At 40.6% G+C, this 25,257-nt stretch carries 22 protein-coding genes, 1 tRNA gene and 2 rRNA genes; 2 read left to right on the top strand and 23 right to left on the bottom strand.

Annotation, left to right across the window (positions count from 1 at the left end):
* Positions 1 to 41: 41 nt before the first annotated feature.
* From rpoS to cysJ, 15 genes are all read right to left on the bottom strand, one after another.
* Positions 42 to 1,031, bottom strand: coding sequence for an RNA polymerase sigma factor RpoS (rpoS, locus tag AACV01_RS07870; RefSeq protein ID WP_004244343.1), 990 nt, complete (start codon positions 1,029 to 1,031; stop codon positions 42 to 44).
* A gap of 674 nt (positions 1,032 to 1,705) precedes the next feature.
* On the bottom strand, positions 1,706 to 2,830 hold the full coding sequence (gene nlpD / locus AACV01_RS07865) for a murein hydrolase activator NlpD (RefSeq protein ID WP_004244344.1): 1,125 nt from the start codon (positions 2,828 to 2,830) through the stop codon (positions 1,706 to 1,708).
* Positions 2,831 to 2,983: 153 nt separating this feature from the next.
* Positions 2,984 to 3,610, bottom strand: a complete 627-nt coding sequence (locus AACV01_RS07860; RefSeq protein ID WP_004244345.1) for a protein-L-isoaspartate(D-aspartate) O-methyltransferase — start codon at positions 3,608 to 3,610, stop codon at positions 2,984 to 2,986.
* Positions 3,604 to 4,368, bottom strand: a complete 765-nt coding sequence (surE, locus tag AACV01_RS07855) for a 5'/3'-nucleotidase SurE (RefSeq protein WP_004244347.1) — start codon at positions 4,366 to 4,368, stop codon at positions 3,604 to 3,606. The genes AACV01_RS07860 and surE overlap by 7 nt, the downstream gene beginning before the upstream one ends.
* On the bottom strand, positions 4,346 to 5,398 hold the full coding sequence (truD, locus tag AACV01_RS07850) for a tRNA pseudouridine(13) synthase TruD (RefSeq protein ID WP_020946154.1): 1,053 nt from the start codon (positions 5,396 to 5,398) through the stop codon (positions 4,346 to 4,348). The genes surE and truD overlap by 23 nt, the downstream gene beginning before the upstream one ends.
* Positions 5,398 to 5,880 (bottom strand): 2-C-methyl-D-erythritol 2,4-cyclodiphosphate synthase, encoded by a 483-nt coding sequence (gene ispF / locus AACV01_RS07845; protein WP_004248690.1) that lies wholly within the window; start codon positions 5,878 to 5,880, stop codon positions 5,398 to 5,400. The genes truD and ispF overlap by 1 nt, the downstream gene beginning before the upstream one ends.
* 1 nt (position 5,881) lies before the next feature.
* Complete coding sequence (ispD, locus tag AACV01_RS07840) at positions 5,882 to 6,628, bottom strand: 2-C-methyl-D-erythritol 4-phosphate cytidylyltransferase (RefSeq protein WP_004244352.1); 747 nt, start codon at positions 6,626 to 6,628, stop codon at positions 5,882 to 5,884.
* Positions 6,629 to 6,667: 39 nt separating this feature from the next.
* Complete coding sequence (gene ftsB / locus AACV01_RS07835; protein ID WP_026090399.1) at positions 6,668 to 6,958, bottom strand: cell division protein FtsB; 291 nt, start codon at positions 6,956 to 6,958, stop codon at positions 6,668 to 6,670.
* Positions 6,959 to 7,249: 291 nt separating this feature from the next.
* The gene (gene cysC / locus AACV01_RS07830) at positions 7,250 to 7,864 is read right to left on the bottom strand and encodes an adenylyl-sulfate kinase (protein WP_049197163.1); all 615 of its coding nucleotides are present in this window, start codon (positions 7,862 to 7,864) and stop codon (positions 7,250 to 7,252) included.
* Positions 7,864 to 9,321: a sulfate adenylyltransferase subunit CysN gene (gene cysN, locus AACV01_RS07825; RefSeq protein ID WP_004244355.1), complete on the bottom strand. Its 1,458-nt coding sequence runs from the start codon at positions 9,319 to 9,321 to the stop codon at positions 7,864 to 7,866. The genes cysC and cysN overlap by 1 nt, the downstream gene beginning before the upstream one ends.
* Before the next feature lie 11 nt (positions 9,322 to 9,332).
* Positions 9,333 to 10,241: a sulfate adenylyltransferase subunit CysD gene (cysD, locus tag AACV01_RS07820; RefSeq protein ID WP_004244356.1), complete on the bottom strand. Its 909-nt coding sequence runs from the start codon at positions 10,239 to 10,241 to the stop codon at positions 9,333 to 9,335.
* Between the two features lie 11 nt (positions 10,242 to 10,252).
* Positions 10,253 to 11,674 carry a siroheme synthase CysG gene (cysG, locus tag AACV01_RS07815; RefSeq protein WP_060555681.1) on the bottom strand — a complete coding sequence of 474 codons (1,422 nt, stop codon included), beginning with the start codon at positions 11,672 to 11,674 and terminating at the stop codon, positions 10,253 to 10,255.
* A 220-nt stretch (positions 11,675 to 11,894) separates the two neighbouring features.
* On the bottom strand, positions 11,895 to 12,626 hold the full coding sequence (locus AACV01_RS07810; protein ID WP_004244358.1) for a phosphoadenylyl-sulfate reductase: 732 nt from the start codon (positions 12,624 to 12,626) through the stop codon (positions 11,895 to 11,897).
* Positions 12,623 to 14,353, bottom strand: coding sequence for an assimilatory sulfite reductase (NADPH) hemoprotein subunit (gene cysI, locus AACV01_RS07805; protein WP_196579769.1), 1,731 nt, complete (start codon positions 14,351 to 14,353; stop codon positions 12,623 to 12,625). Before cysI ends, AACV01_RS07810 begins: the two co-directional genes overlap by 4 nt.
* Position 14,354: 1 nt before the next feature.
* Complete coding sequence (gene cysJ / locus AACV01_RS07800) at positions 14,355 to 16,169, bottom strand: NADPH-dependent assimilatory sulfite reductase flavoprotein subunit (RefSeq protein WP_126656492.1); 1,815 nt, start codon at positions 16,167 to 16,169, stop codon at positions 14,355 to 14,357.
* A gap of 294 nt (positions 16,170 to 16,463) precedes the next feature.
* On the opposite strand from cysJ, the gene queD reads away from it, so the two are divergent.
* A complete protein-coding gene (gene queD / locus AACV01_RS07795; RefSeq protein ID WP_168713146.1) occupies positions 16,464 to 16,829 on the top strand; it encodes a 6-carboxytetrahydropterin synthase QueD in 366 nt (121 codons plus the stop codon).
* 60 nt (positions 16,830 to 16,889) lie between these two features.
* Here the strand turns inward: queD and queE are convergent, their stop codons facing one another.
* Positions 16,890 to 17,561, bottom strand: coding sequence for a 7-carboxy-7-deazaguanine synthase QueE (gene queE, locus AACV01_RS07790; protein ID WP_004248700.1), 672 nt, complete (start codon positions 17,559 to 17,561; stop codon positions 16,890 to 16,892).
* Positions 17,562 to 17,729: 168 nt separating this feature from the next.
* Here queE and AACV01_RS07785 point away from each other — a divergent pair, with 168 nt between their 5' ends.
* A complete protein-coding gene (locus AACV01_RS07785; RefSeq protein ID WP_004248701.1) occupies positions 17,730 to 19,097 on the top strand; it encodes an amino acid permease in 1,368 nt (455 codons plus the stop codon).
* Between the two features lie 77 nt (positions 19,098 to 19,174).
* Here AACV01_RS07785 and AACV01_RS07780 read toward each other — a convergent pair whose 3' ends face one another.
* The 7 genes from AACV01_RS07780 to AACV01_RS07750 all read right to left on the bottom strand — a co-directional run.
* Positions 19,175 to 20,356, bottom strand: a complete 1,182-nt coding sequence (locus AACV01_RS07780) for a methionine gamma-lyase (protein WP_020946162.1) — start codon at positions 20,354 to 20,356, stop codon at positions 19,175 to 19,177.
* Between the two features lie 19 nt (positions 20,357 to 20,375).
* On the bottom strand, positions 20,376 to 20,774 hold the full coding sequence (locus tag AACV01_RS07775; protein ID WP_004248702.1) for a hypothetical protein: 399 nt from the start codon (positions 20,772 to 20,774) through the stop codon (positions 20,376 to 20,378).
* 12 nt (positions 20,775 to 20,786) lie between these two features.
* Complete coding sequence (locus tag AACV01_RS07770) at positions 20,787 to 21,980, bottom strand: NAD(P)/FAD-dependent oxidoreductase (protein WP_004250259.1); 1,194 nt, start codon at positions 21,978 to 21,980, stop codon at positions 20,787 to 20,789.
* Positions 21,981 to 22,165: 185 nt separating this feature from the next.
* Complete coding sequence (locus AACV01_RS07765; protein WP_004244368.1) at positions 22,166 to 22,951, bottom strand: endonuclease/exonuclease/phosphatase family protein; 786 nt, start codon at positions 22,949 to 22,951, stop codon at positions 22,166 to 22,168.
* 227 nt (positions 22,952 to 23,178) lie between these two features.
* Positions 23,179 to 23,255 (bottom strand) — tRNA-Asp (locus AACV01_RS07760).
* Positions 23,256 to 23,306: 51 nt separating this feature from the next.
* A 5S ribosomal RNA gene (gene rrf / locus AACV01_RS07755) occupies positions 23,307 to 23,422 on the bottom strand.
* A 113-nt stretch (positions 23,423 to 23,535) separates the two neighbouring features.
* A 23S ribosomal RNA gene (locus AACV01_RS07750) occupies positions 23,536 to 25,257 on the bottom strand; the annotation flags it as partial.

Genomic DNA, 25,257 nt, shown 5'->3' with positions numbered 1-25,257 from the left:
TTAACTAATCGGCTTGATAACGCATTGAGCATCTAAAGCAACTAGTTCATCTTAAAAAGTGCCTCTATGCATAATCCTTGCCCTTGCAGAATATCTTTTAAACGACGTAATCCCTCAACTTGGATCTGACGAACCCGCTCTCTTGTCAAACCAATTTCTCGACCAACATCTTCTAATGTTTCAGCCTCGTACCCCAGCAATCCAAAGCGACGCGCTAATACTTCGCGCTGTTTTGGATTTAATTCAAATAACCATTTTACGATATTTTCCTTGAGGTTATTATTTTGAATGGTTGCTTCTGGCCCTTCTTCATTTTCGTCTGAAATAATATCTAGTAAGGCTTTATCTGAATCCCCACCAATCGGTGTATCAACAGAAGAAATACGTTCATTTAAACGTAGCATTTTGCTGACATCATCGACGGGTTTATCCAGCGTTTGCGCAATTTCTTCAACACTGGGCTCATGATCGAGCTTATGTGCTAATTCTCTTGCGGTTCTTAAATAGACATTGAGTTCTTTAACGATATGAATGGGGAGGCGAATAGTGCGGGTTTGGTTCATAATGGCACGTTCAATAGTTTGACGTATCCACCATGTGGCATAGGTTGAAAAACGAAACCCTTTTTCAGGATCAAACTTTTCAACAGCACGAATAAGGCCTAAATTACCTTCTTCAATTAAGTCAAGAAGAGCTAACCCTCGGTTCGTATAACGGCGAGATATTTTAACAACTAAACGTAGATTACTCTCTATCATCCGTTGTCTTGACGGGATATCACCTCGTAACGCTCTACGAGCAAAGAATACTTCTTCTTCAGCACTCAACAATGGAGAATAGCCAATTTCTCCTAAATAGAGCTGAGTTGCATCTAACGCACGCTGATTGACTCCTTCAATGAGTTCAATTTCATCTTGAGCGTCAGATTCATTTTCAGCCTCTTTTGTTGCGGCTGCTTCATCGAACTCTTCCATGTTCTCATCAATATCATCAGTATATAACTCGTCTACTCTTAGCGTACTTTGGCTCATCAGCTGCTCCTACCCTTGATAATTTAGGTAAACGACGCTCTTAATGAGATCGATTTACCAGTTTATCGCTGTGTCACGACACAACGGGTTTACTGATTTTCCCTTGTAACGAATTACAAAATAAAAAAATAACATAATCTGTTTTACTGTTAATTTACTTTATAGTTTATTCAATATATTTATTAACTATAAGTATTAGTTATTAACAGCAATTATTATTATTTTACGTATATTTATCTATACGTATATTCACTGTTTAACAAGCAATATGTGACAATGTACATCAAAAAAAAGATAAACAAAAATCCGCAATAATAAAATAATATTCAATAATATATATTATTCTAAAGATAAGACAAAAAACAAACCTATAATAAAAACAATAAGTTAATTCAATATACTATCTTTGAATACATTAGATTTTTATTCATACTTTTAACTAACGTTTTTTAGCATACTCATTCATTGTTCGATAATCAACAGTCTAATTTAATCTTATCTATAATTTGACAGAAATATCTCATTTTGCTTACGTTACAACTAAGCAATCTTACTTAGTGAAAGAAATTTATTTTCAAGGTTTTAATTAATTTAATAACTAAAAAAGCCCTTTTGTTAATATTAACAAAAGGGCTTAATTTTCAGATTATTCACTAACAACGTTAAGCGTTTATTTATCTTTTAGGTAAATAGCTCATTGGGTTAAGTGATTTTTCTTTATAACGGATCTCAAAGTGTAATCGAACAGAACTAGTACCAGTACTTCCCATGGTCGCAATTTGCTGTCCTGCATTTACATTTTGCTGTTCACGTACCAAGATTGTATCGTTATGAGCATAAGCACTGAGATATTCATCATTATGTTTAATGATAACTAAATTACCATAACCTCGTAATGCGCTCCCTGCATAAACCACTTTACCTGCGGCTGTTGCCACAATTGGTGAACCTCGTGTACCACTAATATCAATACCTTTATTACCACCAGGTGCATTTGAGTAGCTCTCAATAATTTTACCTTGTGCTGGCCATACCCATTTACCTGTTGCGGCTGCAGGTTTAGAGGTTGCCGTTGTGTTATTACTGGTTGTTGCCGAAGTTGTTGGTGTCGAAGTCGTTGTCTTTGGCGGTGTCGTTGTTGTTGGTTTCGTGATCAACGGTCCCATTGAGCTATTATTATTTGACGGCTTAGTTTGTGCTGTCTGAACACCTTCACTACTTGGTTTATTAATTACCGAAGTATTTACATTGGTATTGGTACCGGTATTAACTTGACGATTACCAATCTTAAGTACTTGTCCAACGTTTAAGCTATATGGCTCTGGAATATTGTTCATCGAGGCCAAATCTTTTACATCACTATCCGTGATCCACGCAATATAAAACATTGTATCGCCACGTTTAACCGTATAAGTGTTACCGCTGTAATTCCCTTTAGGGATATTGTCATAATTGCGGTTATACACAATGCGTCCGCTACCATCCGTATTAACATTTTGGGGGGTAACATTTTGCGTACGAGGCTGGCTTTGAGGCTGCGCGGTTGTGTTATTCACTCTAATAGAAGGAGGAGGCGTTGTTTGTAACGGAGTTGAACCTCTTTCAATAGGTGTTGCCACTCCTGCATTACTGTTAGTTGTAACAGGTGATGTAGAAACGGTACGATTTGACGAACTATCATTGACAGAGGTTATCGGTGCAGGACGATAAGGCGTGTCGGCACAGCCTGTTAATGCAAATCCGATTACCGAACACATGATTGCCCAGCGGACATGCTTAATTGGGCTTTCTGAATTCATACTTCCTTCTCCCTTTTAAAAGGCATTAGCGTCTAGCAATTTGTTGAGTAACACAAAGAGACTGCAATTTTTTGAAAATATTTCATTTATTAGTGCAGATTACGACAAGCTACAAAAAAGCAGTAATAAAAAATGGTCAGATTTATCTGGAAGTTATGCTAACTCACCCGCAATTAGGGGGACAAAGCGTACAGCCTCGATAGATTGATAGTGAAAATCATTACCTAAACGACGAATAAACTTAAGCATCTGCTGCTGTTCACCGACAGGAATGATCATCCTGCCACCATCAGCTAATTGCATCAAGAGTCGTTGCGGTACTTCTGTTGCACAGGCAGTAACAATAATAGCATTAAAGGGGCCTTTTGATACCCAACCTTCCCAACCATCGCCATGACGAGTCGATATATTATGTAAATCAAGGTGTTTAAAGCGTCGTTTTGCCTGCCACTGCAATATTTTTATCCGTTCAACTGAACTGACATGATGCACTAAGTTTGCTAATACTGCAGTTTGATAACCAGAGCCTGTGCCAATCTCTAACACAGAATCTGTTGCTTGTAATTCAAGCAGTGATGTCATTTTAGCAACAATATAAGGCTGTGAAATAGTTTGACCATTACCAATAGGTAAAGCCGTATTTTCATAAGCCTTATGGGAGAGCGCTTCATCAATAAATAGCTCTCGGGGTACTTTGCTCATAGCTTCCAACAGACGCTCATCATTGATGCCGTGTTGTTTTAACATTGTCAGTAAGTCTTTCATTGACCGACTTAACATGTTTTTTCGACCTCTGCTTTATTTAACCAATCTTTTAATAACTCAAGCGCTTTATACGCTGTTGAATCAACATGTAATGGTGTGATGGAAACATAACCTGCATCAACCGCTGCAAAATCTGTATCCGGCCCCACATCATTTTTTTCGCCAGGAGGCCCGATCCAATAAAGGGTATTTCCTTTCGGATCGGTTTGTGTATAAACATGTTGTGAAGCATGACGACTTCCACAACGTGTTATACGAAAACCTTTGATCTCCGCTAACGGAATATCAGGCACATTAATATTTAAAATATTCCCAGCTCTTAAAGGCACTCGTTGTAGCATAGCTAAAACATCACAAGTCACTTGGGCTGCGGTGTCAAAATGCGTTTCGCCATCAAGTGATACCGCAATCGCAGGTAAACCTAAGAACCGGCCCTCTGTAGCGGCAGCAACAGTACCTGAGTAAAGCACATCATCCCCTAAATTAGGGCCATGATTAATGCCAGACACCACAATATCTGGACGCGGTCTGACGAGATGATTAACACCGAGATAGACACAATCCGTGGGTGTACCTTCAACTATCGCAATATCACCATTTTCATGTCGCTGTTTACGTAACGGTCTATCAATAGTTAATGAATTGGATGCTGCACTACGATTGCGATCCGGTGCGACAATTTGTACATCATAACGCTGGCGTAAGGCTTTTGCGAGTGTCTGTATCCCTTTTGCCATAACACCATCGTCATTACTCACTAATATTTTCAGCATCAATATTCCCTAATAATATCAATTCACGGACAACGCTAGTGGCAAAACTTCCTGCTGGCAAAAAGAACGATAAAGAAACCGTAGTATCATCTAGCCAATGCCATGACATATTTTCTGGTAGCAAATTAATCGCACGGCGAGTGGTATCAACTCGCTCTTGTTGCGCTAATGACCATAATGCTTCGTAGCCAGCTAAGTTGTCGGTTTCAAATATCAGTGCTTGAGCTTGTGTACCTAAGTCACCTTTACCCGGCAATGGAGCGGTAATATGTATATCATGCTCTTCATAGCGTGTTTGTGTTTGGGCAAGTTCCGCTTCTTCTGCCACAAACCAACTTCTTTTACCGTGCAATTGCATCGCATCACCACAAAGCACTTGAGTATAAATATGACGCTCAAGTCGTTGGCTCACCAGATGATTAAACATCGCACTACGTGCTGCTGAGAGATAAAAGCTACGTTTGCTACGCTCTTTTACCCGAATTTCATTGGTTGCCCAACGCCATGCTTGGCGTAAATTGTCGCCATTACGACCAAAGCGTTGCACACCAAAATAGTTAGGAACCCCTTGTTTTTGTATCTCTACTAGACGAGTTTCCACCGATGTCACATCGGAGATATCACGTAATACTAAGGTGAAATGGTTCCCTTTTAATGTACCAATACGTAGCTTACGTTGCTGGCGGGTGGTTGTTAATATTTCGCAACCTTCTAACGTAAATTGACTAAAGTCGGGCATCTCTTTACCCGGCATACGCAAACAAAACCATTGTTCCGTAACCGCATTTCTGTCTTTAAGCCCAGCATAACTAGCATCTCGAGGATGAATACCGGCAAATTTAGCTAACTTTTCAGCCACAAAAGCCGTATTACAACCTGTTTTTCTGACTCTAACCATCACGTGTTCGCCTTCACCATCTAAGGTAAAGCCGAGATCTTCGCTGACCTTAAAATCTTCTGGTGTCGATTTTAATCGCCCTGTCGCTGTTGGTTTGCCATGTAGCCAATGAAGTTCTGGTAAATCACTCATTAAGATAAAGACTCTTTGATTAATAGCACCACCGCTTCACAAGCGATACCTTCTTTGCGTCCTACAAAACCTAATTTCTCAGTAGTGGTCGCTTTAACATTGATATCATCGACATGACAATGGAGATCTTCAGCAATATTGACACGCATTTGTGGAGTATGAGGTAGCATTTTAGGTGCCTGAGCAATAATAGTGACATCAAGATTGCCAATACGGTAACCTTTAGCCATCACTCTTGAAAAGGCTTCGCGCAATAATACTCGGCTATCCGCACCTTTATAAGCCGGATCTGTATCAGGAAATAATGTACCAATATCGCCCATCGCAACAGCACCTAAAATGGCATCTGTCACCGCATGTAGTACAACATCGCCATCTGAATGGGCTAGTAGACCTTGTTCATAAGGAATTCTCACACCACCAATAATAATTGGGCCTTCTCCGCCAAATTTATGTACATCATAACCGTGTCCAATTCTCATATTATGTGTTCCTTATGCTGGTAATTTGTCGAGAGAGGAAAAATTCTGCAAGAGCCAAGTCTTCTGGTTGTGTGACTTTTATATTATCCGCACGGCCTTTAACTAATAAGGGTTCATATCCACCAAATTCCATCGCAGATGCTTCATCAGTAATGGGTACGTTTTGTGCCAATGCGTTTTCAAGATTTTGTTTTAACAAGGCCGCTGGGAAAAATTGTGGCGTTAAAGCATGCCATAGCGTGTCTCTTGCCACTGTTTTTTCAATATGGTTATCTTGTTGATGACTACGTTTCATCGTATCACGCACAGGAGAGGCTAAGATCCCGCCACAAAATTGAGGATCAAGATGGTTATCATCAATGAGTTGAATAAGATTATCCAAATCACTAAAGGACAGGCAGGGTCTTGCTGCATCATGAACTAGCGCCCATGTATTTTGCGCAAGATGTTCTGTAATATAGCGAAGCCCTGATAATACCGAATCAGCACGTTGTCCCCCTCCTTTAACGACAATAATTCGTTTATCTTTAGCAAGAGCTAGGTGATAAAAATAGTCATCTTCTGGGTTAATTGCGACAATAATTTGCGAAATGCGTGGATGTTTTAATAGCGCATTAATAGTATGTTCAAGGATAGTCAATCTGCCAATTTTAAGGTATTGCTTCGGGCAGGTTGCTTGCATTCGACTACCTATGCCGGCAGCGGGAATAACCGCCACAATAGGAAAAGTAGAGTTTGGTATATTCATTATAGTATTTATATCAAGGCACACTATTAATTCAACAAATTAACGACGTGGTTGGGATTTATCATTAACAATACGATAAAAGCTTTCATTAGGCTTTATCATGCCAAGTTCACTACGAGCACGCTCATCTAATGCTTCTTGCCCGCCATTGAGGTCATCAATCTCCGCAAATAAGCGATCATTACGCGACTTTAATTGTGCGTTTTGCGCTAATGCAGATTCAACTTCTTGACTTACTTTGTTGTAATCATGAATACCATTTTTACCTAACCACAATGAATATTGTAGAAAACCAAGTAAGATCAGAAGTAAGACTGTTAATTTCCCCATTACCACCCCCAAAATGAATGGGCTAATCATCCCACAACTCTCCCATCTGCGCCACAAAAGCGCGCAGATATATTACATGAATATTCGTATTCCCCCCACCCTTAACATAAACAATCACGCTATTTTTCAGATAAAGTATAAGTTATATGCTTAAAAGCGCGTTTTTATCTACTGGAGTGGTAAGTAAAGAAGTGGTATTTACACTGTATTTGCCGCCAAATCAGTTTATTAAAAACCCCCTTCTATCCCTACATATTTTCCCAGATAAGAGAAAATGATGTAGAGATATGATTAGCGGTAAATTTGTTGTTGCTGTAAATAAGCGAGGATTTGTTGTGTAAGCTCATTAATCGCCAGTGAGCCGTCTAAATGAATTTCTGGCGCAATGGGTCGTTCATAAGGTGAATCAATGCCGGAAAACTGTTTGATCTCGCCTCGTCGTGCTTTTTGATAGAGGCCTTTAGGATCACGTGCTTCACAAAGGGCTAAAGGTGTATCAACAAAGATCTCAATAAATCGCCCTTGAGCAAACCTTTCTCTTACTTGTTGTCTATCTTGCTGATAAGGAGAAATAAATGCTGTTAAGACAATTAATCCGGCATCAACCATTAGTTTAGCCACTTCCCCTACACGGCGAATATTTTCATGCCTATCTTGTTCACTAAACCCAAGATCATGGCATAAACCATGGCGTAGATTATCACCATCTAATAAATAGGTGCGGATAGGCGCATGGAGTGTCGAGTACTGATATAAGGTTTGCTCTAGCGCATCAGCCAGTGTTGATTTACCTGAGCCAGATAACCCAGTAAACCAAAGTACACATCCTTTGTGTACCTGTTGTGCTTCACGCTCTTTTAACCCTATTTGATGAGGATGCCAGACAATATTTTGATGTATCGTCACTATTTTCCTCCCAGTAAGTCTCTTGCGCCCCAATGCGGAAAATGGCGGCGGATCAACTGATTGAGTTCAATTTCAAATGCATCGTATTGGGAAGTTGTGGGTTGCACGTTGTCGCGAATTTCTCGAATAAGACCAGCACCCACCGTGACATTGCTTAATCTATCAATAAAAATAAGCCCCCCTGTTTGTGCATTAAGTTGATAGTTATCCAGCACCAATGGCTCTTCAAATAATACTTCAACATGCCCAATGGCATTTAGCGCTAAACTTTCGGTCACTTGTTGAGTGAGCTTATCCACATCAACTTGATAGTGAATATTCTCTATTTTGGCACGACTTTTTTTTCCCGCTACTTTGATATCAAGGGTTTGCCCCTGTACTAACGGTTGTTCTGACATCCATACGATATCCACCAACGCATGATTGCTAACATTAGCAGTAGTATCGTTAGCATCAACAATAATGTCGCCACGACTAATATCGATTTCATCCGCTAACAGCAGTGTAATCGCTTGACCCACTTGCGCCTGAGTCAGATCGCCATCAAAAGTCACAATACGTTTAATGGTTGAACGCTGTCCTGAGGGTAATACTTTGATCTGTTGTCCTTGATAAAGAGAGCCTGATGAAACAGTGCCACTGTAGCCTCTAAAATCTAAATCAGGACGATTCACATACTGTACAGGAAAACGCAATCTTTGAGATTTAGCCCCTAATTTAAATTTAACCGGCGCATCTTCAAGTAATGCCAGCAGTGTTTTTCCTGTATACCAAGGCATATTTAATGAAGGAGATACTACATTATCCCCCTCCAGTGCAGAGATAGGCACAAATTCGATAGTGAGATCGCGCGGTAATTGTTGTGCAAAGTGCAGGTAATCTTGTTGGATCGACTCAAAGATCTCTTGTTGATAATCAAGTAGATCCATTTTATTAATCGCGACCACTAAGTGACGGATCCCAAGGAGTGTGCTAATAAAACTATGGCGGCGAGTTTGCTCTTGTACCCCTTTTCGAGCATCGATCAGCAGAATAGAAAGCGTACTCGTTGATGCTCCTGTCGCCATATTGCGGGTATATTGTGCATGTCCCGGCGTATCGGCAATAATAAATTTTCGTTTGGCTGTTGAAAAATAGCGATAAGCTACATCAATAGTGATCCCTTGCTCTCGTTCAGCCGCTAAACCGTCCACCAGCAAAGCGAGATCTAATTTTTCACCTTGAGTACCAATCTTTTTACTCTCGTTTTGTAAGGTGGAGAGCTGATCTTCGTAGATCTGCCGCGTATCATGAAGTAAGCGACCAATTAAGGTGCTTTTTCCGTCATCAACATTGCCACAGGTTAAAAAACGTAATAACCCTTTGTTCTGTTGTGTTTTTAAATAATTTTCTACACCACCTGATTGTGCTATTTCACCGGCGATCAGTTGGTTGGTTTTGATGGCTGCAAGTCCCATAGTGACTCCTATTAAAAATAACCCTGACGTTTTTTAAGTTCCATTGAAGCAGACTGATCACTGTCAATTAAACGCCCTTGTCGCTCGCTACTGGTGGAAATTAACATCTCTTCAATAATGGCGGGTAATGTGTCTGCTTGTGAAGGAATAGCACCCGTTAATGGCCAGCAACCTAATGTTCTAAAGCGTACTTTTTGTTGTGTGATCACCTCTCCAGCTTTTAGGTCTATTCGATCATCGTCAACCATAATCAAGGTACCATCCCGCTCAATAACTGGACGGTGTTTAGCGAAATAGAGCGGCACAATATCGATGTTTTCTAAATAGATATATTGCCAAATATCTAGCTCCGTCCAATTTGATAATGGAAAAACGCGAATACTTTCCCCTTTATTAATTTGGCCGTTGTAGTTTTGCCATAATTCTGGACGTTGATTTTTCGGATCCCAACGATGAGATCTATCTCTAAATGAGTAAATACGCTCTTTAGCACGCGATTTTTCTTCATCACGACGCGCCCCACCAAATGCGGCATCAAAACCATATTTATCCAGAGCTTGCTTAAGACCTTCTGTTTTCATGATATCTGTATGCTTGGCGCTACCATGAATAAAGGGATTGATCCCCAATTGTGCCCCTTGGGGATTACGATAAACTTTGAGATCAAAACCATACTCTTTGGCCGTTTTATCACGAAACTCATACATCTCACGAAATTTCCAACCCGTATCAACATGTAAAAGAGGAAAAGGTAATTTCGCCGGATAAAAAGCCTTACGTGCTAGATGCAACATCACCGAAGAATCTTTGCCTATTGAGTAAAGCATGACGGGATTTTCAAATTCAGCGACAACTTCACGCAGTATATAAATGCTTTCTGCTTCTAATTGCTGAAGATGGGTTAATTGTGTTTCATTCATAACAACCTCGTTTAGGCAAAATGAACCAAAGATGAGTGGATGGCAGAGGTATGTTGAGTTTGTCTATCACCAAACCACGCAAGTTGGTGATGTAATGCAGCAACTTCTCCAACGATTAATAATGCCGGGGTGGGAGCTTGCTTAGCTAATTGCGCTAATTGTGTTAAATTTCCCGTTAAGATCTGTTGATCATGGCGTGTACCGCAACTAATGACGGCAATAGGGGTGAGTGGTGAACGACCTTGCTCTATTAAACGCTGGCTAATAAGTTCTGCTTTCGTCGTTCCCATATAAATTGCTAACGTATGATTAGCTTGCGCTAAAGCTTGCCAATCTGGCTCTATCCCCCCTGATTGGCAATGCCCAGTCATAAAAGTGACACTTTGCGCATAGTTACGATGAGTTAATGGAATACCCGCATAAGCACTGGCCCCACTAGCTGCGGTAACACCGGGAACAACTTGAAAAGGAATGCCATGTTGTACCGCAATTTCAAGCTCTTCTCCTCCGCGTCCAAAAATAAAAGGATCGCCCCCTTTTAGTCTGACAACTCGTTTACCAAGCTGAGTATATTTCACGATCAATTGATTGATTTCTTCTTGCAACGTACTGTGTTGCCCCGCTCTTTTACCCACACAAATTCTATCAGCATCACGGCGCACCAGTTCTAAGATGTCTGCACTGACTAAACTGTCATAAAGTACCACCTCGGCCTGCTGGATAACTTGCAAACCTCGTAAGGTTAATAACCCGGCATCACCCGGCCCAGCTCCCACTAAAGCAAGCTCACCTTGTGGGCTATCTGGATGAGACAGTTGTTGTTCGAGCTGTGCTTGCGCTTGTATTAATTGACCACTTGCCACTAATGAGGCAAATTTGCCGCTAAACGCTTGCTCCCAAAAGCGGCAACGTGCTTGAAAACCAGTCAGTTTTTGTTTCACTTTATTGCGCCATTTCCCCGCAATAGTCGCCATAGTCCCTAATGAGGTAGGCAATAATGCCTCTAGCTTTTCCCGTATCATACGAACTAAAACAGGGGCTTTGCCCGCTGATGAAATGGCAATTAATATCGGATTTCTATCGATAATGGCAGGAAAGATAAAAGAGCATTGGGGTTGAGAGTCGACGACATTGACAAAAATGTGGCGTGCTTGCGCATCTAGATACACTTGTTGATTTAATACCTTATCGTCTGTTGCCACGATCACCAACATCATGCCAAGTAAATACTCTGACTGATATTGCCCTGCAATCCACTCAATTTGATTTTGCTGATAAGCAAGATGCAATTCATCACATAACTGTGGCGCGATAACACGTAACCGAGCGCCCGCTTTTAATAACAGTACGGCTTTACGCGCAGCGACATGCCCACCGCCAACCAGTAATACTGGGCGCTGTTTTAATTCCACAAATAAGGGTAGGTAATCCATACGCGTATCTCACATTTTTATTGTTTACTTATATGAATAACGACTATAAAAGGTGCATTCGGGGTTATGAAATGACAAAAAGCTATGTGATGGAACAGAAAGGAATAAGCAAAAATATAATAATTTCAAATGGTTATTATTTTACTCACGACAAAGAGGGCAACAGATGACTCTATTGCCCACTCAAAATAAATAGCGATATTAAGAATGAATAATAATATTATTCGTGTAATCCACACTCACGTTTTAAGCCAAAGAATCGCGTCTCTTCTTCACTCATTCCCTCTTGCCATTTGCGTGTCGTATGCGTATCACCCACAGACAGATAACCTTGTTCCCATAATGGATGATAAGGTAAATTATGCTGTTTAAGATATTGATAAATTTGTTTATTATCCCAATCGACTATCGGTAGTAACTTAAAAATACCTTTCGCTATGGATAAAACAGGTAAATGCTCTCGACTTTTGGATTGCTGGCGTCGTAGCCCTGCAAACCATGTCTTCGCCTGTAACTCCTTTAATGCCCTTTCCATTGGCGCAACTTTATTTATTTGGTTATAACGTTCGATACCTTCAATCCCTTGCAACCAAAGCTTGCCATAGCGTGCTTCTTGCCAAGATGAAGATATTTCAGCGCGATATACTTTTAAATTAAGTTGTAGTGAAGAAGTTAATTCATCAATAAATTGATATGTTTCGGGAAAGAGATAACCTGTGTCTGTCAAAATTACAGGTATATCGGGATATTGTCTGGTAAGCAAATGCAAACAAACTGCCGCTTGAATACCAAAGCTTGAGCTTAAAACAAACTGGTTAGGAAGATGTTCTAAAGCCCAAATCACCCGCTCTATCGCCGTTTTTTGCTCTAATTGTTGGTTGATTTCATCAAGCGCCAGTCGCTGCTCTTCAATCGATAGTAACACCAATTGAGAAAGTGATAATCGACTCATATCACCTCCTGCACTTCATAAAAATCAATGGCTGAATTAACAACGGGTTTGATAACATCAGTGCGAATAAGAAAATCACCAAAACCTTCATTTAGTTCACGTGAAATAGCCCACTGACCAATTAAAGTATCAAGAATTTCAATGATTTCTTGTGATGAAATATTTTCACGATACATTCTAGGAATGCGAGTCCCCATGCGGTTTCCTCCTAGATGTAAGTTATAGCGATCGGGGGCTTTACCCACCAGTCCGACTTCCGCCAACATCGCACGACCACAACCGTTAGGACACCCTGTTACACGTACAACAATATGCTCATCACTGACTCCGTATTTAGCCATGATATTATCAAGGGTATCGGTAAATGCGGGAAGGAAACGCTCCGCTTCTGCCATGGCTAATGGGCAGGTTGGAAATGAAACACACGCCATGGCATGTTTACGCAGCGGTGTAACCTCATCATTAATTAAACCATATTGACGCGCTATCGCCTCAATCTGCTCTTTCTGTGCCTCTGGTACACCAGCAACAATCAAATTTTGATTAGCTGTTAAACGAAAATCACCAAGATGCACTTTGGCAATTTCAGCAACCCCCGTTTTTAACGGCGCATCAGGTTTATCGATTAATCGACCACTTTCAATAAATAAGGTTAGATACCATTTGTTATCAACCCCTTTTAACCAACCAATTTGATCACCACGGTGAGTAAATTGATACGGTCGGATCATATCAAACATAACGCCTGAGCGGCGTTCAACTTCCTGTTTAAATGTTTCAATGCCAACGCGCTCTAAGGTGTATTTGGTTTTAGCATTTTTACGTTCAGTACGATTGCCCCAATCTCGTTGCGTCGTCACAATCGCTTCAGCGACTGCTAATGTTTTATCAATAGGAATATAACCAAATTCACTAGCTAAACGCGGAAAGGTTTTTTTATCACCATGGGTCATCGCAAGGCCGCCACCGACTAGCACATTAAAACCAACCAAATGCCCATTTTCTGCGATGGCAATAAAATTCATGTCATTAGCATGCAAGTCAACATCGTTATAAGGGGGGATCACCACCGATGTTTTAAATTTCCGAGGTAAATAGGTTTCACCTAAAATAGGCTCCTCATCCGTTGTCGCCACTTTCTCTTTATCTAACCAAATTTCTGCATAGGCATGGGTGCGTGGCAATAAATGCTCGGATAGTTTTTTGGCCCATTCATAAGCTTCTTGATGCAATGAAGATTGTTCAGGGTTTGAGGTACATAGCACATTTCGATTAACATCATTGGCGGTTGCAAGAGCATCAAGGCCTGTTGACGCTAGCATTTGGTGAGCCGGTTTAACATGACCTTTTAAAATGCCATGAAATTGAAAAGTTTGACGATTAGTAATACGAATACTGTCATAGAGCGTATTTTCACTAGCAAACTTATCGATACTTAGCCACTGCTTTGGTGTGATGACACCGCCCGGTAAACGACAACGTAACATCATGGCATGACGAGGCTCTAGTAGCTGTTGGGCACGCTCGGCACGAATATCTCTATCATCTTGTTGGTACATACCGTGAAAACGAATTAATAAAAAATTATCGCCCTCAAAACCACCGGTTAGACCATTTTGTAGATCATCACTAATAGTGCCTCGTAAGAAATTACTCTCTTTTTTCATACGTTCACTATCAGATAGTTTTCCTTCAACCACTAAGGGCGCTTGAGTTTGTGATTTCATTTTAATAAACATCCCTCTGATAACGACGTGCTAAACGTAGCTCACTTAAATAATCATCTGCTTGTTCAATATTTTTATTGCCATGGGTCATTACTATTTCTAACAATGTTTGTTCAACATCTTTAGCCATTCTTGATGCATCACCACAAACGTAGAGATAAGCACCTTGCTGTAACCATTGCCAAATTTCCTGACCTTGTTCCCGTAATTTATCTTGCACATAAATTTTATCGGCTTGATCACGCGACCATGCTAAATCAATACGTGTTAACAACCCGCTTTTGACATAACGTTGCCATTCCACTTGATAAAGGAAATCTTCTACAAAATGAGGATTGCCAAAAAAGAGCCAGTTTTTCCCCGTCGCACCTTCACTTTCACGTTGTTGCATAAACCCTCTAAAAGGCGCAATCCCCGTCCCCGGGCCAATCATAATCACAGGGACTTGATTATCTTCAGGTAAACGAAAATGATCATTACGTTCAATAAAAACGTTTACTGTATCGCCTTCTTGAAGTTGATCAGCTAAGAACCCTGAGGCACCTCCTGTATAAGCACGCTGATCGACGTTATAACGAACAACACCTAAGGTAAGATGAACTTCATCATCAACTTCTTGTTGTGATGAAGCGATGGAGTAAAGACGTGGAGTTAATGGGCGCAATATATCAATAAACTCTTGAGCATTAGGTTGCGCACTATATTGACGTACCATTTCATTAATTGGGTAGGTTTGCGCATATTGCTGAAGTTTGCTTTTATCAGCCACCAGCGATAATAACTCTTCGTGGCGGGATAATTGGGCATATGCTTTAATAATTGGTGCACTATTTTGAGTTAATTCAACATGATGCAATAATGCTTCTTTTAACGTTAATGTTTGTGATTTAACATTTACCTGCTCATCCCCCGTTAACCATAATAGGGTAATAAGCTCATCCACTTTTTCTTCCGAATTCTTAAACCATACTCCTAGTGCATCTCCGGGAAGATATTGCAATTCAGAGCCTGCTAGACTGATTTCAATATGACGAATATCTTTATCTGAATGTCGACCGGTGATCTTCTGATTAGTTAATAAAGTGGCACTAAAAGGTGCATCACGATGGTAGCGTGCGGTATCGACACTGTCGGTTGTTCCTGATTGTGTTTGTTGCAATACTTGAGTATTTTGCTCAGGTATACGTGTTTTTAAAATATCAGTCAGCTGAGTTATCCATTTATCAGCGTCAGCTTGATAATCAACATCTGCATCTAATCTTTCTAATAGACTGGTCGCGCCAAGTTGCGCCAATTGATGATCAAAATCTTTACCTGCTTGGCAAAAATGTTCATAGCTACTATCGCCGAGACTCAGTACAGCATAAGCCGTTTGCTTCATTGGTGCGGCTTTTTTAGAGTGCAAATATTTATAAAATGCGATGGCTTCTTCAGGAGGTTCACCTTCCCCCTGTGTTGAGGTAATAATAATTAAGGTTGTCGTTTTGTGGATCTGCTTAAATTTATATTCACTCGCACTATAGAGCTCAACATTAAGTTGATTATCAACCAATTTATCGCGTAATTGTTCAGCTAAACGACGTGCATTGCCAGTTTGTGATGCTGATATCACGGTGATTGTTTCTTGTTGGGGAACCTGACTTTGTACACTTACCAGCTCATCTTTAGTGGATGAATGCTGATTTAATTGCCCCCAAAAATAGCCAGAAAGCCAAGCAAATTGGGCTGGAGTTAAGTCTTTCGTCACATCCTGTAATTTATTCAATTGCTCCTGTGTTAATGGAAGCATTGATAATAATGGGGGTTGATTGCTCATCGATCCTGCCTTAAAAAAACATTGCACTGCATCGGTGCTGTTATTGTGGTTGGACTTTTTTAATGTATATGAGGGTATCGCACGATCAGAGCACGACTTAAAGACTGGTTTGCTCTATCTAATAACCTTAAAGACTAAATTTATTTACCGATTTCCTTTATCGATATAATGAATAAACGAAAAAGAATATAATAAGTCGCTAAGGTTAAGCGATTAGGCGTAACACACTAAATCAGATACACTAAATAGACACCGTTTTATCTGTATTTTTTTACTATTTAAGTCAAGAGAGTTTTGATGATAACCACCATCTTTAAAGATTTTCAGTTTGAAGCTGCGCACCACTTACCCCATGTTCCCAAAGGCCATAAATGTGGACGTTTACATGGGCATTCATTTTTAGTGAGATTAGAAATCACTGGTGAAGTAGATGCGCAGTCAGGTTGGCTAATTGATTTTGCTGATGTGAAAGCCGCATTTAAACCGACTCTTGATAGGCTCGACCACTATTATCTTAATGACATTGAAGGTTTAGAAAATCCAACCAGCGAAGTACTGGCAAAATGGATTTGGCAACAAGTTAAACCATCACTCCCCTTGTTATCTGCCGTGATGGTTAAAGAGACATGTACCGCAGGATGTATTTATCGTGGTGAGTAATTTTCACCTAAAAAAAATCAGCCACTCATAGGCTGATTTTTTTTAACGATAAATGACACACTAGGCGATATTTAAATATTTATGTGTTTGCATTGAAAAACGCCAATTACGCTCAATACAGGTTTTAATACATAACGCTGTTGCACTCTCTTTACAACTGATTGGTTGTAAGGCAACGATCGCCATAGGTTGTTGAGTTCTTAATCGCAGTAAATCATCCAGTGCTTCGATATCTTTTTCACGAGCAACAGGGTGTTTAATTTCATTGGCACGATTAATCGCACTAGATAAAACACTCAATCCACCTCGCATACCGACTTTCGGCGAAAGTGTTACCCATGTTGCTTCACTACAGAGGATGTCATGCGTGCCACTGGTTTCTATTTGGCAATCAAAACCTGCTTTTTCTAAGCCTTCCGTCAAAGGCCGTAAGTCATAAAGGCAGGGTTCCCCTCCCGTTATCACCACATGCTTTGCGCTATAACGTTGTTGCCGGAAAAGTGATAAAATATCTTCGACAGTGGCTATACCCCAAGTATCACTTTCTTGTGTTTTAATGGGAATATCTCCAAGAGGGACTTTCTTGCTCTCTTCTTTTTCCCAAGTATGTTTGGTATCACACCAACTACATCCTACAGGGCATCCCTGTAATCGAACAAAAAGCGCAGGAACGCCAGTAAAAACACCTTCACCTTGCAAGGTTTGAAACACTTCATTAATGGGGTATTGCATAAGAAACTCTGATATCCAATGAATGCTGATGATTATTACAGATAACTGTCTCACCGTAAGAGGCTTTATGATAAGGTACATGCTTTGTTTTGGATAGCTAACGTGCGAAAAGACACTGAAAAAAAGAGAGCCGATTTTTCGGTTGGACAGAGATGGGAAACACTTTAGATGCAAAAAGAGAATAAACTTTCACGAGGACTATCAGGGCGGCATATTCGTTTCATGGCGCTAGGCTCTGCTATTGGGACAGGGCTTTTTTATGGTTCAGCCGCGGCGATTGAAAAAGCAGGCCCCGCTGTACTTCTTGCTTATCTTATTGGTGGTGCCGCAGTATTTATGGTTATGCGCGCATTAGGGGAAATGGCAGTCCATCATCCAGTGGCGGGTTCTTTTTCACAATATGCTAGCCATTATATGGGACCATTAGCCGGATTTTTAACTGGCTGGAACTACGTTTTTGAAATGCTTATCGTTTGTCTTGCAGACGTAACCGCATTTGGTTTTTATATGAAACTTTGGTTTCCCGATGTCGACCAATGGATATGGGTATTAGGCATAGTCTGCTTTATTGGTGCCTTAAATTTATGTCATGTGAAGATATTTGGTGAAATGGAATTTTGGCTCTCTATCGTTAAAGTGACTGCGATTATTGCCATGATTATCGGTGGTGTTGCCATAATGATCTACGGCTTTGGCCAGCAAACAGAACATCCAATTGGTATTTCTAACCTATGGGAGTTTGGTGGCTTTATGCCAAATGGTATAGAAGGCATTATTGCCTCACTCGCCATTGTGATGTTTGCCTTTGGTGGTATTGAGGTTATTGGTATTACCGCCAGTGAAGCTAAAGATCCAGAAAAAACGATCCCTAAAGCTATCAATGCGGTGCCATTTCGTATCTTACTATTCTATGTACTGACCATTTTTATTTTAATGTGCATCTTCCCATGGCAACAAATTGGCCATAACGGTAGTCCATTTGTACAAATTTTTTCCAATCTGGGTATCAATTCAGCCGCTAACATTCTTAATCTTGTGGTGATCACCGCCGCTATCTCTGCCATAAACAGTGATATCTTCGGTGCTGGTCGCATGATGTACGGCATGGCACAAGAAGGGCAGGCACCTAAATCCTTTATGAAACTGACGCGTAACGGTGTACCTTGGATGACCGTATTAGTGATGTCAGTGGTGCTATTATTAGGGGTTGTGCTTAACTATCTTATCCCAGAAAAAATCTTCGTACTTATTGCCTCTATCGCGACATTTGCCACTGTATGGGTCTGGTTGATGATCTTACTTTCTCAAGTGGCTATGCGTCGTCAAATGAGTGCTGAAGAGGCGAAAAAACTAAAATTCCCTGTACCATTTTGGCCAATAGCACCCGCCATTACCATTATTTTTATGGCATTTGTGATAGCAATTTTAGGCTACTTTGAATCAACCCGAATGGCATTAATCGTTGGGTTAGTATGGGTGGCTATTTTAACTGTTGGTTACTATATTGGTATCAAACCAAGAATAACGCAGAAATAATCTACTGTTATCAAGAAAAATAAAGGCTGTGAGTTATTCACAGCCTTTTCTTTATCCATTATCTGCGCTCAATACAATTAAGCGAGCGCTTGGGTTAAATCAGCAATTAAATCATCAACGTCTTCAAGACCGATTGATAAACGAATTAATCCATCACTAATACCATGGCGTTGACGCTCTTGTGCACTGTATGTCGCATGAGTCATAGTCGCAGGATGCTGAGCTAATGATTCACAATCACCTAAACTCACCGCTCGAGTAAAAAGCATTAAGCGATTAAGAAATTCTCTGCCAGCTTTTATTCCACCATTCAACTCCATACTTATCATGCCACCAGGTAACGCCATCTGCTTTTTGGCAAGTTCATATTGAGGAAAAGAATTTAATCCGGGATATGAAATCGTTGCCACCTTAGGATGATTTTCAAGAAATTGCGCAATAAGCTGCGCATTCTGGCAAATTTTTTCCATTCTAATGCTAAGCGTTTTTATCCCTCTTAAAACGAGTGCTGCATCATGAGGTGATAAACAAGCCCCCGTCATATCTTTTAAGCCCTCAACGCGAATTTTATCTGCTAATTGATAATTAGTGATAATTGCCCCCGCCATCACATCACCATGACCTGATAAATATTTAGTCATAGAATGTACGACAATATCCGCGCCTAAGGTTAGTGGCTTTTGTAAATAAGGTGAGCAGTAAGTACTATCAACCATGACTAAAACATCATGTTGATGCGCAATATTAGCGATCTTTTCAATATCACTAACCCGCATATTAGGATTAGCCGGTGTTTCAAAGAAAATAAGCTTTGTTCTATCTGTAATTGCTTCTGCTAATTTTTCAGGATCGGTTAAATCAACATGTTTGATAGTGATACCAAATTTAGCCAGCCCATGATTAAAGAAAGTAAAAGTACAACCATAAACGGTCATATCAGCAATGAGTTCATCTCCTGGTTGCAATAATGACCAACATGTTGAAGTGATAGCCCCCATACCGGAAGAAAAAACAATAGAAGCGTCTCCTTGCTCTAACTGAGCTAATCGTTTTTCTAATAAATCCAATGTAGGGTTAGATATACGAGTATAAAAATGCCCTTTTTCTTTCCCAGCAAAACAATCAGCACCATATTGAGCCGTGGGAAATGCAAAAGTGGACGTTTGAAAAACAGGAGGCACCAATGCCCCCTGATAATCTAACGGAGAGTAGCCATAATGTATTGCTTGAGTATTAAAACACTTATTACTTTGCGTCATTATATCTCCTTGATATTAATTAAACTTCTATTTTCTGATTATTTTCCCCAATAATTTGTAATGTCCTTAATACAATAGTTAATCCTTTTAAGGTGTCAGGATTTTTTAATAATGAAAAAGTCGCACCTAAGGTATATTTTTTATCCTGATAAAGAGATTCTTTTTTAGCCATATTAAAGGCCGTAGTTAATTCCCAAACCGGAATTAATGTTTCTTCAAAAGCAACCGCCAATTTTTCTACCGTTGCGTTATCCATAATATCGACGGTATCTGAGGCTAAAGATAATAAATCAACAATATTATCTAGGCGCTTTAATGCTAATAAAGGCCTTATTTTTTCTAGTAAATGTTCTAAATGAATTTTATCTTCATTAGATAACAACGGTTTTTCATTTGGGCTTAAATTATTTTCACTCATTATTTTATTCCCCTACAATAATCCTCTGACCGTTGCCCAATATAAGCCCCGGTTATAACCGTTACGTAACATGCCACCGAGTTTTGTTGGAGGTGTTGGAATAACATCATGTTTATAGTCATACTGTAATGGCATACCCGCTGATAATCCCATTTGGGCAACAGCTTGTACTCGACCATCATAAATTGCAGCCGGATAACCATAACGCAGTTCACCACAAATATTATTAGCTATAACACCCGCTTGGTTATGACAGCTACCACCGGCCTTACTAATAGGCAAATCAACCGTATCACCTAACACATAAACTTGATTTAACCCATATACCTGTAATGTTTCAGGATCGGTCGGTAGCCAGCCTTCACCATTGTTATATTCACTTAATCCTGTATTACGAATGGCTTCTACCGCTGTTATAGGAGGCGTGCTCATTAAGATATCAAAAGGCTCTGCTTCTCCTTCTTTCGAATAGGCAATTTTCTTATCAGGATCAACATGACTTAATGTAAAACCACGTTTTGCTTTGATATCTCGTTCAGAAAAGACCGCAGGAAGTACTTCACAAACTTCTTGCTGCATAAAAAGACAATTTCTTAATAGTTGAGCTACGGTAGGATAGGTATAAACAATTTCTATATTACTTCTTACCCGTCGCTGACGTAAAAATTCATCCAGCATCAAGGTTGTTTCCATTGGCGCAATGCCACATTGGTGAGGTACATTTGGCGTTTCAGGGAAAGTTACCGTGATAAATACACGCCCTTTTTCAATGGTAGCAATTTTATCTGCTAATTTTCGTGCAGCTTCATATTGATAAAAATGATTTCCAGCTTCGGCTAAACCTTCAATTCTATCAAGACGAGGAACACATCCTGTGGCTAATACGAGAAAATCATAGTGATATTTTTTCTTAGAACAACAATAAACTGTTTTATTATTAAAATCGAAACTTTCAGCTTTATCTATAACAAATTCAATTTCTGGTCTTAATAAACTTCTTTGTGATCGCATTAACTCTTCTTTTAAGAAAAGGTTAAATGCAATATACATAAATGCAGGTTTGTAATAATGGTATGGATTATCTGAAATAAGCGTAATCTTTATTTTTTTTGAAAATATTTCATCATTTAATTTTTTAGCTAAGATATTAGCGAGAATAGTACCCCCCGTACCACCGCCAATAATAACTATATTTTTTGTTGCCATATTATTTCCTATATTTGTAGGGAATTAGATAGACAAAAAAAGTATAGTAAAGCGCGTTAATATAACAAATAGATTAAATAGATAGATAAATTAAATATAAAGTAATAATACTAATCAATAATAAATACAATCATATTATATTAAAATATTTATGTTTTAATATTAACGAATGTAATCATCACGAGTTAAGAAAATGTCGCCACCAAAGGATTATGATCAGATGCATCTGTAATTAAGATTTCCGCTTTATTTAGTGATAATCCACGATAAAATATATAATCAAGCGGCTTACCAAAAGCGCGAGTGCGTAAATCCTTTTCAAAGATCACTTCTTTAAGTTTTAATCTTCTAGCAAAACGCTTTAACACATTAACTCTTGGACGACTCCAGGCGTTAAAATCCCCCGCCAAAATAACAGGCCCTTTATGATCGATGATATGAGTCGATAAGCTGTTTAATTGTCTTTGATAAACATCAACACCGAAACTAAAATTGATCGCGTGTACATTTATCACCATTAAATGCTCACCAGTAATAAGTGGATAAACCGTAATTAATGCAGATTTAGCAAGCCTTAAAAAAGGCTCTTTTTCTCTTAATGGGCAACAATAGATAGGATGAGAACTTGATAAGGTCATAACACCCGCAGGGTGCTGTTGAAAGGCTAAAGCAGGAACTTGATCAGCAATTAAATGGTTTTTACCCGCAAAACGAACTAATTCAGGTGTTGTTTGCGCTTCTTGTAAAAGTAATAGTTGAGTATCGGTGGCAAGCGTTTCCAGCATACTACGCCAATTGACCCGTTGCTGTTTGTAAATATTCCAAACAGCAATTTTTAAAGTGCCTTCTGTATATAGTGGCATCCCAATCGGTAGCATCTCTTCTATTTGGCCTAAAGGTAGACTAGGTTCAATCCTTTCTACAGGTTGACCTGCTACAAAACGTACTGAATAAGTCGGTTTTTTCGCCATTAAGCAACCTCAGATAACCAATAGGATCTCTTGCTACCTATCTAGTATACCAAAGCTGGGATCTCCCCTCACCTTTTTAAAGAATATAATGATAAATAAGTGTAACTATTTTTGTAAAAAATAGCTTTAATGGCGAATTATTATGAAATAAGCACTGGTAATGTGAGCAACTTTGAATTTTAAACAAAAAAAAACCTAAGTCATTAGACTTAGGTTTTCTTATGTGTTGGCGGAACGGACGGGACTCGAACCCGCGACCCCCTGCGTGACAGGCAGGTATTCTAACCAACTGAACTACCGCTCCGCTTATTCTTTACGCACTTAATGTCTTTTTACATTAAGGCTTTAATTTAATGCTTGGCAGTTCCCTACTCTCACATGGGGAGACCCCACACTACCATCGGCGCTACGGCGTTTCACTTCTGAGTTCGGCATGGGATCAGGTGGGACCACCGCGCTATGGCCGCCAAGCAAATTCTGTTTTAATCACTCGCTTCCTTCCTTTCGGTAAGTCGCCAGTAATTTAATCTTGAACAAGCTGACTTTATTGTTTCGTCTCTCTGACAAAACACTTTCGGTGTTGTCAGGTTAAGCCTCACGGTTCATTAGTACTGGTTAGCTCAACGTATCGCTACGCTTACACACCCAGCCTATCAACGTCTTAGTCTTAAACGTTCCTTTAGGTCGCTTAAAGCGACAGGGAAGACTCATCTCGAGGCAAGTTTCCCGCTTAGATGCTTTCAGCGGTTATCTCTTCCGCACTTAGCTACCGGGCAATGCCATTGGCATGACAACCCGAACACCAGTGGTGCGTTCACTCCGGTCCTCTCGTACTAGGAGCAACCCCTCTCAATCTTCCAACGCCCACGGCAGATAGGGACCGAACTGTCTCACGACGTTCTAAACCCAGCTCGCGTACCACTTTAAATGGCGAACAGCCATACCCTTGGGACCTACTTCAGCCCCAGGATGTGATGAGCCGACATCGAGGTGCCAAACACCGCCGTCGATATGAACTCTTGGGCGGTATCAGCCTGTTATCCCCGGAGTACCTTTTATCCGTTGAGCGATGGCCCTTCCATTCAGAACCACCGGATCACTAAGACCTACTTTCGTACCTGCTCGAGCCGTCACTCTCGCAGTCAAGCTGGCTTATGCCTTTGCACTAACCGCATGATGTCCGACCATGCTTAGCCAACCTTCGTGCTCCTCCGTTACTCTTTAGGAGGAGACCGCCCCAGTCAAACTACCCACCAGACACGGTCCCCGACCCAGTTTATGGGCCTAGGTTAGAACATCAAACGTTAAAGGGTGGTATTTCAAGGTTGGCTCCATGCAGACTGGCGTCCACACTTCAAAGCCTCCCACCTATCCTACACATCAAGGCTCAATGTTCAGTGTCAAGCTATAGTAAAGGTTCACGGGGTCTTTCCGTCTTGCCGCGGGTACACTGCATCTTCACAGCGAGTTCAATTTCACTGAGTCTCGGGTGGAGACAGCCTGGCCATCATTACGCCATTCGTGCAGGTCGGAACTTACCCGACAAGGAATTTCGCTACCTTAGGACCGTTATAGTTACGGCCGCCGTTTACTGGGGCTTCGATCAGGAGCTTCGCTTGCGCTAACCCCATCAATTAACCTTCCAGCACCGGGCAGGCGTCACACCGTATACGTCCACTTTCGTGTTTGCACAGTGCTGTGTTTTTAATAAACAGTTGCAGCCAGCTGGTATCTTCGACTGGCTTCAGCGCCGTCCGCGAGGGACTTTACCTACCGCCAGCGTGCCTTCTCCCGAAGTTACGGCACCATTTTGCCTAGTTCCTTCACCCGAGTTCTCTCAAGCGCCTGAGTATTCTCTACCTGACCACCTGTGTCGGTTTGGGGTACGATTGTTGGTAACCTGAAGCTTAGAGGCTTTTCCTGGAAGCGGGGCATCAATTGCTTCACCACCTTGGTGGTTCGTCATCACATCTCAGCATTAAGTGACCGGATTTGCCTAATCACTCTGCCTACCTGCTTGAACCGGGACGACCGTCGCCCGGACAACCTAGCCTTCTCCGTTCCCCCATCGCAGTTACCACCAGTACGGGAATATTAACCCGTTTCCCATCGACTACGCTTTTCAGCCTCGCCTTAGGGGTCGACTCACCCTGCCCCGATTAACGTTGGACAGGAACCCTTGGTCTTCCGGCGTGCGGGTTTTTCACCCGCATTATCGTTACTTATGTCAGCATTCGCACTTCTGATACCTCCAGCATACCTCACAGTACACCTTCGCAGGCTTACAGAACGCTCCCCTACCCAAC

Origin of the sequence: Proteus sp. G2609 (assembly GCF_963896135.1) — a bacterium.
Classification (GTDB): Bacteria; Pseudomonadota; Gammaproteobacteria; order Enterobacterales; family Enterobacteriaceae; genus Proteus; species Proteus mirabilis.
Note: the sequence above shows the minus strand (reverse complement) of the source record. Positions and strands in the feature narration are given on the sequence as shown.